Source organism: Bacillus sp. FSL M8-0063 (assembly GCF_038005545.1).
Taxonomy (GTDB): domain Bacteria; phylum Bacillota; class Bacilli; order Bacillales; family Bacillaceae_G; genus Bacillus_A; species Bacillus_A wiedmannii.
The window spans coordinates 2,700,067-2,711,849 of the sequence record NZ_JBBOTJ010000001.1; the positions used below are offsets into that span (position 1 = coordinate 2,700,067).

Below are 11,783 nucleotides of genomic sequence, written 5' to 3' on the forward strand. Positions count from 1 at the left end.
TACATCCCCTATTTTAACTTGTAAAATATTTACTATACATTTTATAAACTTTTAATCCAAGGAAAATATAATAACATAAAGGGAATTTATTTTACAAATTAATATAGGAATCTAAACTTTGCGCGCGAGAAAACCTGTTTCATGTCCCGCTATATTGTGCTGCAGTTGGAAACTAGCACTCCTACCAATAAACTCAACGTTCTTAATGCGTAAAACTCTTGGTTATCAAACCCGGATAGATAAAAACAGGCATATGATAATGGGCCAATGAAGTCTTTTAAGGAACTATTAAGTGCGAGAAATATTACTTACATAAATACGATACGTTTGAGGAACTAAATCAAGCAATAGACGAGTACATTCAGTTTTATAATTACGACATTCCAAAAACAACTAAACGGCCTCATCCCCATGGAATATAGAACTAAAGCCGCTTAGGGGGTTTTATTAGTTCCCTTGTCTACTTGACAGGGGGCTGTTCAGAATTGACTCTTCCTCTACTTACTAATACAGATAGATTTTCTCCCCTTATTTTATAAACTCTCAAATGTTCTACTAATTCACTCTCGTCATCTACTAGACTCATCTTCTTTTTAACAAAGTTCCAATTTAAACTGCCGGATAACCATAGCAATGAAGAAAGTCTTTTATAATCATTTGAAGTTAAAATGTTATTAGCTCCATACCCTTCTAAAAATGCTCTAGCAACTTCCGAACATACTTTATGCGACTGTATTCCTTCTATCCGGGAATACCATTTTATTAAAAAGGCTAATCCTTCAACGCGATCTACATATCCAATCGATTCAAAATCTATAATTCCTTTTACACATTGATTTGTATCCCATAGGACATTTAAAGGATTTAAATCTGTTTGTACTATAAACTCCAAATCACTCGTATGTGCGCATTCTATATGATACTTAGCTAAATCCATATACCTCTGCAATTCCTTGCATGTACCACCTTTATTTTCTAACAACTTTATAAACTCACCATATCCATCTAAATGAGATTTCTTTTGAAAAGTCGAGCTTTGAAACGTACTAGAAATATCATGTATCTTTCTTGCTTCCTTTCCAAAAACCTCTGCCATCGTTTCTGTACAATAAGTAACATGCTCCCCTTCACTCCAAGTAGACAATACAAACCGGTACTGTTCGTCATTCCAAGTGAGTAATGTAAAGCAATCCCCCGCCATATTCTCCTTAATCTGCATAAACGGAATTCCATGCTCTCGTAAATAATACGTAAACCGTACTTGCTCTTTCAATTCTTCATTTGATAACGTCCCAAAAGCTGGATTGATTGTTCGGTCGCTATTTATAAACCGTGCGGAATACCGATTCCCATTCACCATGATTTTATAGTGTAGATCTGTATGCCAACTATTCTTATGTAATTCTTCTTCAACTAGTAGTGAATGAATTTCTTTAAAATAATTTATTAATATGTCTTTTATTATTTGTTTCATCCTTTTTTCCTTTCATATGAAAAAATTATTATTACATACTATTTTTTATGATTACTATCTCGATTACTCTAAAAACCAAAATTCTATTCATCATTAATTATCAATAGTATTATATATGTAAATTTAATAGAGTCGGACTACTATTCTAACTATATCATTCTTACATAACATTCTACATTCGTTGAGATAGTTGTTGTAAACCAATGCAGTAGTGACCATGTATAGAAAAAGAACCAATCCCCTATACGATAGAAGATTGGCTCTTTCCTTTATTTACTCCCCTGTTTCAGAAAATCTCTTTATACGTTTTCCAATTTCATCGCGAACACGTTGAAATTCAGACCACTCTTTTCCTGCCGGGTCATCAAATCCCCAGTGAACACGATTTACGTGCGGAGGTGTCGAAGGACAAACCGAATCCGCATGACTACAAAGGGTAACAACTAAATCCGCACTATTTAAAATGTTTGTATCAATTATATCCGATGTTTGATTCGTTATGTCGATATTTACTTCTTTCATCGCTTTAATAGCATTTGGATTTACTCCGTGTGCTTCGATTCCTGCAGAATATACATTCCACTTATCTCCTACATATTGTTTGCCCCATGCTTCTGCTATTTGGCTTCGGCATGAATTTCCTGTGCATAAAAAATAAATTGTCTTTTTGTTTTCCATGTTGTTTTCCGCCTTTGTTTTTAAATTATACTGGTTGATCATTAAAATATTTACGCTTAAACCCAAAAGCGACATTTACAAGTGCAATCATTACAGGTACTTCCACTAATGGTCCGATAACAGCTGCAAATGCTGCGCCTGAATGAATACCAAACACACCCACTGCTACAGCAATCGCTAACTCAAAGTTATTACTACCTGCTGTAAATGCTAACGTTGTAGTCACCGGATAGTTTGCACCAATTTTTCTTCCCATAAAGAAAGAAACAAAAAACATCACAATAAAATAGATTAATAACGGAATCGCTATTCTTACTACATCTAATGGTACGCTAACAATCATTTCCCCTTTTAAAGAGAACATAACAATGATTGTAAATAGTAATGCAAGTAATGTAAGTGGACCAATCTTCGGTATAAACACCTTTTCATACCACTGTCTTCCTTTTAACTTAACGAGTACAAAACGTGTCAACATACCTGCTATAAAAGGAATTCCTAAATAGATAAATACTGATTTCGCTACTTCTACCATTGTAATATCGACAATAGCCCCTTCAATCCCTAACCATTCTGGAATGACTGTTACAAACACGTATGCATAAACGGAGAAAAATAACATTTGGAATACGGAGTTAAAAGCCACTAAACCTGCCGCATACTCTTTATCCCCATCTGCAAGGTCGTTCCAAACAATCACCATTGCAATGCAGCGTGCTAAACCAATCATAATGAGTCCGACCATGTATTCTGGCTTATCAGGAAGAAAAATAATTGCTAAAACAAACATAAGTACAGGCCCAATAATCCAGTTTTGTACTAAAGATAAAACCAATACTTTTACGTCTTTAAATACTCGGCCCATTTCCTCGTAACGAACTTTCGCTAATGGTGGATACATCATGACAATTAAACCGACAGCGAGCGGGATAGACGTTGTTCCAACTTGTAATGTATTTAGTCCGTCTACCACACTAGGAAACACAAACCCTAAACCAATCCCTACAGCCATAGCTAGAAAAATCCATAGTGTTAAATATCGATCTAGAAAAGATAACCGTTTCATTTTATTTTCCATCTCCTATTAACAACAAGAATTTTTTTCTACTACGTTAGAAGTCGTGCAAAAAGATGAATCTTCAATTTTATGAACATCACTATGTGCTTTTGTATAAAAGAATTCCCACTCGTTCCCATCAGGATCTGTTACCCAAAACTTATCTTGAACTGCATAGCAACAAGTCGTATCCATCTCATCACGCGCAAAGAAACCTTCTTTTTCTAATCTTTCTTTATGTAATGTAATTTCTTCAGCAGTATCCACTTGGAAACCGAAATGATTTACCTGATTTCCCTTAACTTCATCTCTTACGTTCAGCGTGAAGTTAAGTCCTGGCGTCTCTAATAAAAATTTTGCATAATCTACTTTCACCTTAACTGGTGACACACCAAATACCTTTTCGTAAAATTCGATAGACTTCTCTAAATTCGTAACATTTATACCAACGTGAACATATCTCATAGCTTATTCCTCCTCTTTATATGTTATTAATCAATTTTTTTTGATTAATAACATATAATTTTAACAACAGCTACCTTTGCCTGTTTTTCTAAATATACAGCACAATTCTTCTGATAATAAATTATTTACTTCCGCATCATTTAAATCATAATAACTCCACGTACCTTTTGTTTCTTTTACAATTAAACCTGCATCTAATAAAATCTTTAAATGATATGACAACTTAGATTGCGTCATTTCAAAAATCTCTGTTAGATCACACACACAAGTCTGGCCTCGCTGACAAAGTTCATACATAATCTCTAACCGCTTCTGATCAGCCAACGCTTTAAATTTTTTCTCATAGAGCTGAAAATCTTGTGCCACTGTAGTTCACTTCCCTTCATCAACTTTTTTTGATATTTATAGTATATACGCTGATTAATTTATTATGCAACTAATTCATCAAGTTTTTTTGATTTATAAAAAAACTTCCTCGCATCATATCTTTGTTACAATTAAAAAAGACCATAGTCTTTTCAAAAATGAAAAACTATGGTTCTTTTTACAACTTAATAGTTACAATATTTCGGAGGAATGGAGTCTCTATAACTGTTTTAAATTTTAATTTGACCATTATAGAGTAGTGCCCCATCAACATCAAGCTAAGAAAAACAAATACCCCCAAATGAAAAAATCGATATAACTCTTCGGCAAATAAAGATAACTCTTGTTTTTCGTGCATATTCATAAAAAGCACGTCACCCTTTCTCATTAACATAAGAGAATAATAATGTGCTTTTAATTTCAAAAATAGTCTAAATCCTTAAGTTGATGGTTGTGGGACGGGACCCCAATAAGAACGGTATCTAAGTGTTAGTTCCATTCCAAAGGCCTCAGCGGACGATTAACTCAAGTACCGATTTCGGATGACCCCCATGTGATGAAGTTCGTGTCCTGCGATGCCGTACGCGAGGGCGCGCGCCGTAATGCTTAGGTTGTTGGCTGTGCCCTTGCGGGTCCACGCCTCAGCCGGTAGCCCGCGTAGCAATGTGATCGTTGATTGCCGTACGGCCCGGTAGTCTTCGGCCAATTGCGCGGTTGTCCAGCTTCCAAAAGGAGGCATGAACAATTCCTGATCGAAACCAGTCAGAGGCGTCTGATCCCCTCTTGCGAACCGGAGCAGACGGTAGGTCATGACGCGTTCCGAGTCTGCAATGTGGCCCACGACTTCTTTCAGCGTCCATTTTCCCTCAGCATACCGATACGCGTACTGGCTTTCGGTCAACGATGCCAGGAGCTCGGTCATTTGCTTTTCCTGGGCGAGCAGAATATCGATGATGTTACCGTCCGGTACCAAACGGATATATTCGCCGGAGTTCCCGGCGTATTCTTCTTCTGACGGTCTTTGATTCATGCGTAGTCACCTCTTATATGTAGATATAGAAAATTATAGCACTCGTCTATGTCTAATAAATTCTCGAAATGATAGAGCTTTCCTTCTAATAATTGAGGATAAGCAACTATTTACTTGATTAGCTTGATGGGTATGAAGTAGTGCCCCTATAAACAAAATCCTCCAGAAACATCTAAAATTTGCCCTGTTACCCAGCGGCTATCAGAAGAAGCAAGGAATGCTACTACATCTGCAATATCTTCAACTTGCCCTATTCGTCCGAACACAGATGAATTCGTAGCAAAATTTCGTATTTCCGGATTATCTAGCAATTTCGCATTTATATCTGTCTTCGTATATCCAGGCATAATTGTATTCACTGTTATACCTCTTTCTCCAAGATGTTTAGCTAGAGGAAGTGTCATCGTATTTAGTGCACCTTTACTTAAACCGTATGCAATGGACCCTGCAAAACCAAGTCTTACTTCAGCTGATGAAATGTTAATAACTCGCCCCTCCGCTCGTAATAACGGTAATGTTTGCTGAATTAAGAAGAACGGTGCTTTAATATTTACAGACATAATTTCATCAAAAACTTCTTCTGTCGTATTTTCAATTGTTCCTTGTGTACCTATCCCTGCATTGTTTACTAAAATATCAATCTCTGATGTACCAACTCTTATTTGTAATTCATTCTTCAATTGTTCTACTATCTTTTTGACACCATCAATTGAATTGAAATCTGCTTCAATTAAGAATGCCTTTCCTCCATTAGATTCAATCTCACTAATTGTTTCATCTGCAGCTGTTTTATTTCGGCCGTAGTGAACTGCAACTAATGCACCGTCGTTTGCCAATCTCATCGCAATCGCACGACCAATACCGCGACTCGCCCCTGTTACTAACGCTACTTTCCCATCAAGATTCTTCATTTTTTCCACCCTTCCTACATTTTCGTTTACTAAATCCTATACTTATATTTTTAAGCAAATACTAATAATTTTAAATATAGATTTATAGGTAATTTAGTTCCTTCACTTATGATATTATAGTTATAATTTACGATTTACTTTAGAAAATAAAAAAGGGGGCTATTCAATGAAAAACGAAGTAAAACTAGATGAAATTGACCATAAAATTATGAACTTGTTGCATGAAAATGCGAGAATTTCTGTTTCAGAAATAGGACGTATTATATCCATGACGCAGCCCGCTGTAAAAGAACGCATTAACAAACTTGAAGATCAAGGCATTATAGCTGCATACCGAACAAAATTTGAGCCTTCTAAAATTAATAAGAACATTCAAGCATTCATCATGTTTAAAACGAGTCAATGCTCTGATTTCATCCAATTTTGTAATGCCGCTCCCGAAGTAACTGATTTATATCGAATTAGCGGGGAGTTTAATTATATGATGAAGGTCATGAGCGATTCGATGGATTCCCTCGCTGCATTTTTAGACTCTTTAATGCAATTTGGATTATCGTCTCCTTTAATTGTTTTAAAGAGTGAGTTTGAGGAGAAATTGTCTTTCTGATAAGAGGATACTAAGATAAAGATACCGAGTTTATGTGAAAAAATTCTTATATAATAAAACCAGCCATAGGCTGGTTCTTTTCCATTCAATTTCCTACTGAGATACTTCTCCTTCTCACCTATCCCTGATTCCTCTGCGCCTCTCTAAACTCTTCCTTCACCTTCTCTAACAGCCCTTCTTCCGTAATTAATCGATATGCTGTATTTGCTAGTGCTTTTGCCGATGTAACTAGCGCTTTATCTCCAAGTTCTGAACGGGCTGCTTCTCTAAATTCATTCGTATGTGCAATTAAGTCATCTGGGCCGATTTTAATGTACGGGTGAATGGTCGGTACGACTTGGCTTACGTTTCCTGCGTCTGTTGAGCCGATGCCAAATCTTTCTTTCCGATTTACGTCTTCACCTTGTAATTCTAGTTCTTCGGCTACGACGTCATTAAATGTTTTTGTTACGAGTAGTTCATCGATTTCATTTTGGAATTGATGAATTTTCACTTTTGTGCCTGTTGCTAATGCTGCTCCCTCTGCGATATTTCTTACTTTCTCTGTTACTTCCGCACATCTTTTTCGCGTTGCTGCGCGGATGAAGAACCTTGCTGCGGCGTAGTCAGGAATAATGTTAGGTGCTTTTCCGCCTTCAGTAATAACACCATGAATTTTCACATCTGACGGAAGTTGTTGGCGAAGTGCGTTGATGCTGTTATACAGCTGAATAATTGCATCTAATGCGTTAATACCTTCTTCCGGTGAAGCTGCGGCATGCGCTGTTTTTCCGTAAAAATGAAAATCAAGTGGATCGACTGCTAGTGAAGGGCTCGTTGGCGCTGTCTTTCCGCTCGGATGAATCATAAGTGCCGCATCAATATCTTTAAATAACCCCGCTTTTACATAACTCGCTTTCGCACTACCGTTTGGCCCTCCTTCTTCAGCCGGAGTACCAAACACGACAACTTCTCCGCCGATTTCCTCAAGCGTTTCTGATAACGCGATCGCTGCTGCAACGCTAATTGTGCCAATTAAATTGTGACCACATGCATGACCGAGTCCTGGTAAAGCGTCATACTCAGCTAAAAATGCGATGACTGGTCCTTGTTTCCCTGAACTTTTTCGCGCGATAAATCCTGTTTCATGCCCAGCTATATTGTGCTGCAACTGAAATCCTGCGCTTCCTAACAACAAACTTAACGTTCTTGATGCGTAAAATTCTTGGTTACCAATCTCCGGATTCGCATGAATATTATGACTTGTTTCTATGTACTTTTCCTTATTTCTTTCTATACTCTCTTCAATTGTTTTTCTTTGTGACGTTACTCCTGTCGCTCCCATTTTTCTTCCTCCTTTTATTTTCACGTAAAAAAGCCTCTTTCTAAAAGATAGAAAGAGGCTTCTGTATATACAGTCAAAATGAGCTTCTTTCTTATCTTTCAAGTTACCTTGCTGGAATTGGCACAGTATTCATAAAGAATCCGCTGCCGAGGTGTCATAGGGCCAGTCCCTCAACCTCTCGTGATAAGAATTTTCATAAAATTGTATTAAATTATTTTCATTCTAAGTTCATTCCAGGCAAAAGTCAAGGAATTCCTATCCGAATTTACCGAATATCTAAAAACCCTTTTAACACACCAATTGTTTCTGGTGCTTGCAGTCTTGCACATACGTACGGAAATTCCGTACTACCTTCAAACATCATTTGAGATGTGAGCGGTGCCCCTGCCCAAAAGATTTCATCATCGATTACGATAAACGGGAATGCTTTGTTTTGCCTTTGTAACTTTACATTTTTCAATGGAACTGGTCCATCACTATACACCGTTATTTGCGCATTTGTACGCATTAACGCTTGCCATACTCGCTTATCCACTTGTTTTGTGCTTGGAAGTGAAATAATAATTTTTCGTTTTGCAGCTAAAATATCTTTCAATAGCCCTTTTGGTTCTTCAAGATTCATTTCCATAAACCAGCGTAAACGTTTCGAAATTTTTCGTTCCCACAATTGTCTTGATGTCGTACGATCATACACATCTCCGTGACGTTCTATATGAGCCGTTAATTGTGATAACGCTTGTTTTCTCGAAAGGTTTTTACGCATATAATGGCAATCTGATAATTGAATGAACTTCCCTCTCGCTCTCGTTACGGCTACATTGACGAGGCGATGGTTTTTATGGTCAAAGAATAACACACCAGGTCGTTCTTGCGGATAACTATCCACCGTATCAAATATCATCATATCTCTTTCAGAACCTTGAAACTTATGAACCGTTGCTGCTAAAACTGGTATGTTTTGATATTTCGTTCTCTGCAACATTTCTCTAATACACGTTGATAAAAAGCGGGATTGTGCCCTGTAAGGTGTAACAACACCGATCGATTGAACACCATCTAACAGTCCAATTAACATCATTTGCATCGCTACTAAACCAGACATAATGTTAAAACGAGAACCTGAAGCAGCGTCTTTTAACGAAAAGGCTCCCATTAAGCTCGTATCAAATAAAACACTTGCCTCATTTGCGAACGGTTGTAGCTGTGCAAGTTCTTTACGCTCTGAAACAGACGGATGATCATATACTCTATTTTTATAAATAAATGAATTTGTAAACTTCGATATATCCGCATGCATACGTCTTTGTTCCTGCAGCATAAAGAGGTTCGGATGTGCTTCTGATTTATTGACAGACTCAACAATCCCGGCATGGTAAAACATATCTTCCCCGAGCCATTTTCGAACGAGTTCATGGTTCGCCATCGCGATTGGAGGTAACTGTAAAAAGTCACCACAAACGACAATACGTTTTCCAAGTGAAGCAGCTAATGCAATTTGCGGAACATATGCCATACTCACTTCATCTACGACAACTAAATCAAATGTACGCTCATAAATAAGTGAATCAATGGCACATTTCGATAAAGTTGCGCCGATTACTTTCGCGTTTTCAATGTATTCTTTTTCTACTTCTTTAATTTTCGCTTTTTGCTTTCGAAGATCATTTTCAATCTCTTGTATACGCTTCTTATCAGCAGAAGTCGCTTTATATGATAAAATCTTTTCACGAAGATCTTGTCGTGTCTCTTCTAAATAGAGTCTTTCTTCTCCCCAAGATCCGTTCGTCGTTTCAACTAGCTTCGACGTAAGTAATGTTTCATGATTTCGTATATGTTCATGTTGACTATAACCGTAACGAACAATTTCGCCAGGTGTCCATTTCTTTTTCTTCTCAATTTGCTTCGTTACTTCGCTCATTAATACGTCTACTGCCGCATTACTATGAGCTAATACAAGTACCGATTTTCCTTTTTGATAATGAGCCGAAATAATACGTGATAAATTGTAAGACTTCCCTGTTCCAGGCGGTCCCCACACGTACGTTGTCGGATTGTAAAACGAACGATACGCCAATTCATTTTTCGGATTTTTCATCTTCTCAATATGTTTCGGACTGCTCGTCCCATCAACAAGACGCTTTATACGATTACGTTTTAACTTATCTTTATGTGCCTCTTTCAATCGCTCTTGTAGTTGCTCTAACAATTGCCACGGTTCACTGTATAAAACAGCTTCTCGTATTTCACCTTGTATATAATCATTTAATTTCAGTTCTATTTCTAATCCATGTACAGATAATACTTCTCCTGTCGCTTCCTCACCATCAAACTCAATTCGAATTGGTGAACCTTCAGGTAAGCTTACTTCCGAAATAAGCTGAAATACGTATACTGTACTTTCATAATCTGTATATAAAAAACGACCGTTCATAATAGAAATTTTACTACCACCTATCGTTTTCCAATGTTTAATTTCATACGCTAATGCATAATGCCACTCTTTCATCGTTGCCGATAATGAAGGAGTTTGAGTAGGTGTATTCATCGTATAATCTCCTTCCTTCTCCCCAAACATACTTTCTCACTATACCATATAACAAGCTAAAATTTGTAAGGTTTTTATCTTGCTTATTTTCTTAATTTTCAATAACATATTGTATATAATTTTCAGAAAGAAGGGATCTACATGCCAGTTAGAAGAATCGAACACGTCGGTCTTATGGTCGCAAACTTAGAAACATCTATTTCATTTTATGAAGAAGTAGTTGGCTTACAACTCATTAAACGTATGGGTCACCCGAATCCAGACTTAAAACTCGCTTTTTTAGGTGTGGAAGAATCGAAGGAAACGATACTCGAACTTATTGAAGGTTATAACTCTTCTCTTCCGGCAGAAGGAAAAGTACATCATATTTGTTTTAAAGTAGATTCATTAGAAGATGAAATTGAAAGAATACAGAAACACGGCGTAACCTTTCTATTAGGAGAAGAAATTGAAACATTACCAGATGGAACACGTTACATATTCTTCGCTGGTCCTGATGGAGAATGGATTGAGTTTTTTGAAACGGAGAGATAAAGTGAGACTTTAGTCAGCCTACAATTAGCGGGATAATAAATTTATTATCAACATAAGGAGTAGAAACTGATGAATACAGTTTTTATTATCGTTTTTTGGATACTTATGCTCTTTCCAATCCTTTACGTAATCAAGATAAAGCATTGGAATTTAAAAGTAGCTGCCTTATTTGTTGGAAGAATTCTATTAAGTATTATCTTTTTCATAAATGGAATTGTGTTAGGACTGCAACGAAATTGGGCAGAGCCTCCCTATGGAACAGAATGGGATGTCTTTATAAATTCTTTATTACACGGTAAAACTGATGCACTTATACACTTATTACTTCTAATTATTATTGTCACATTCGACTTAATAATCTTATTTTATTATAGAAATAAAAAAATTAGGGTGTTTCCCTATTTCTTTCATCTTGGCTCATATTAATGCGTGGGAAACAACATAATTGATTATATGCCAAAACAAAGACAAAAACGGACCTGTTATCAGGTCTTTTCTTGCTTTTTCTGTTACACTCCTTTAAAAACAACATAAGTCAAACAAAATTCGCTATACATGTTACAAAATTATATTTTCTTTCATATTTTGCAACATGTATAGACAGATATAATAGAACTTTATCAATTTTATTGGATAAACATGGGCAGATAAATAAGCCACACTATTAAATTCGAATACGAATAATTATATTAAGTTTCAAAAAAGGAGATGAATTATTTTGAGGTCATATTTCCCAAAATCATTTTCAACCTCAAAGCAGAAAAGAGACTGCCGTAGAATTTTCCCTGCTTT

General features: G+C 36.5%; 13 protein-coding genes, 1 pseudogene and 1 riboswitch. Of the genes and pseudogenes, 4 read left to right on the forward strand and 10 right to left on the reverse strand.

Translation table 11 applies throughout. The features are described from left to right. Positions 1-117: 117 nt before the first annotated feature. Positions 118-224 (reverse strand): annotated as a pseudogene (locus MKX31_RS29295) (amidohydrolase); the annotation flags it as partial. A gap of 63 nt (positions 225-287) precedes the next feature. Between MKX31_RS29295 and MKX31_RS13630 the strand changes: the two are divergent. Further along, positions 288-422 (forward strand): IS3 family transposase, encoded by a 135-nt coding sequence (locus MKX31_RS13630; protein WP_081257319.1) that lies wholly within the window; start codon positions 288-290, stop codon positions 420-422. 38 nt (positions 423-460) lie between these two features. Here the strand turns inward: MKX31_RS13630 and MKX31_RS13635 are convergent, their stop codons facing one another. The 7 genes from MKX31_RS13635 to MKX31_RS13665 form a co-directional block, all read right to left on the reverse strand. Beyond that, complete coding sequence (locus MKX31_RS13635; protein WP_340980977.1) at positions 461-1,474, reverse strand: phosphotransferase enzyme family protein; 1,014 nt, start codon at positions 1,472-1,474, stop codon at positions 461-463. A gap of 273 nt (positions 1,475-1,747) precedes the next feature. Continuing rightward, on the reverse strand, positions 1,748-2,152 hold the full coding sequence (gene arsC / locus MKX31_RS13640; RefSeq protein WP_098111989.1) for an arsenate reductase (thioredoxin): 405 nt from the start codon (positions 2,150-2,152) through the stop codon (positions 1,748-1,750). Between the two features lie 25 nt (positions 2,153-2,177). Then, positions 2,178-3,218, reverse strand: coding sequence for an ACR3 family arsenite efflux transporter (arsB, locus tag MKX31_RS13645; RefSeq protein ID WP_340980978.1), 1,041 nt, complete (start codon positions 3,216-3,218; stop codon positions 2,178-2,180). A gap of 18 nt (positions 3,219-3,236) precedes the next feature. Further along, the gene (locus tag MKX31_RS13650; protein WP_340980979.1) at positions 3,237-3,674 is read right to left on the reverse strand and encodes an ArsI/CadI family heavy metal resistance metalloenzyme; all 438 of its coding nucleotides are present in this window, start codon (positions 3,672-3,674) and stop codon (positions 3,237-3,239) included. A gap of 60 nt (positions 3,675-3,734) precedes the next feature. Beyond that, the gene (gene arsR / locus MKX31_RS13655; RefSeq protein ID WP_000046014.1) at positions 3,735-4,040 is read right to left on the reverse strand and encodes an arsenical resistance operon transcriptional regulator ArsR; all 306 of its coding nucleotides are present in this window, start codon (positions 4,038-4,040) and stop codon (positions 3,735-3,737) included. Positions 4,041-4,560: 520 nt separating this feature from the next. Then, positions 4,561-5,070, reverse strand: coding sequence for a DinB family protein (locus tag MKX31_RS13660; RefSeq protein WP_098273938.1), 510 nt, complete (start codon positions 5,068-5,070; stop codon positions 4,561-4,563). Between the two features lie 146 nt (positions 5,071-5,216). Then, complete coding sequence (locus tag MKX31_RS13665) at positions 5,217-5,981, reverse strand: SDR family oxidoreductase (protein WP_340980980.1); 765 nt, start codon at positions 5,979-5,981, stop codon at positions 5,217-5,219. Positions 5,982-6,147: 166 nt separating this feature from the next. Between MKX31_RS13665 and MKX31_RS13670 the strand changes: the two genes are divergently transcribed. Beyond that, entirely contained in the window at positions 6,148-6,588 is a 441-nt protein-coding gene (locus tag MKX31_RS13670; protein ID WP_340980981.1) for an Lrp/AsnC family transcriptional regulator, read from the forward strand. A 118-nt stretch (positions 6,589-6,706) separates the two neighbouring features. Here the strand turns inward: MKX31_RS13670 and MKX31_RS13675 are convergent, their stop codons facing one another. Then, positions 6,707-7,912, reverse strand: coding sequence for a M20 family metallopeptidase (locus tag MKX31_RS13675; protein WP_149174076.1), 1,206 nt, complete (start codon positions 7,910-7,912; stop codon positions 6,707-6,709). An 88-nt stretch (positions 7,913-8,000) separates the two neighbouring features. After that, positions 8,001-8,102, reverse strand: a riboswitch (SAM riboswitch). A 75-nt stretch (positions 8,103-8,177) separates the two neighbouring features. Beyond that, entirely contained in the window at positions 8,178-10,487 is a 2,310-nt protein-coding gene (locus MKX31_RS13680) for an AAA domain-containing protein (protein WP_142289279.1), read from the reverse strand. A gap of 111 nt (positions 10,488-10,598) precedes the next feature. On the opposite strand from MKX31_RS13680, the gene MKX31_RS13685 reads away from it, so the two are divergent. Further along, the gene (locus tag MKX31_RS13685; protein ID WP_001145279.1) at positions 10,599-10,991 is read left to right on the forward strand and encodes a VOC family protein; all 393 of its coding nucleotides are present in this window, start codon (positions 10,599-10,601) and stop codon (positions 10,989-10,991) included. Between the two features lie 69 nt (positions 10,992-11,060). Further along, positions 11,061-11,417, forward strand: a complete 357-nt coding sequence (locus tag MKX31_RS13690; protein ID WP_081257286.1) for a hypothetical protein — start codon at positions 11,061-11,063, stop codon at positions 11,415-11,417. The last annotated feature ends 366 nt before the right edge of the window (positions 11,418-11,783 follow it).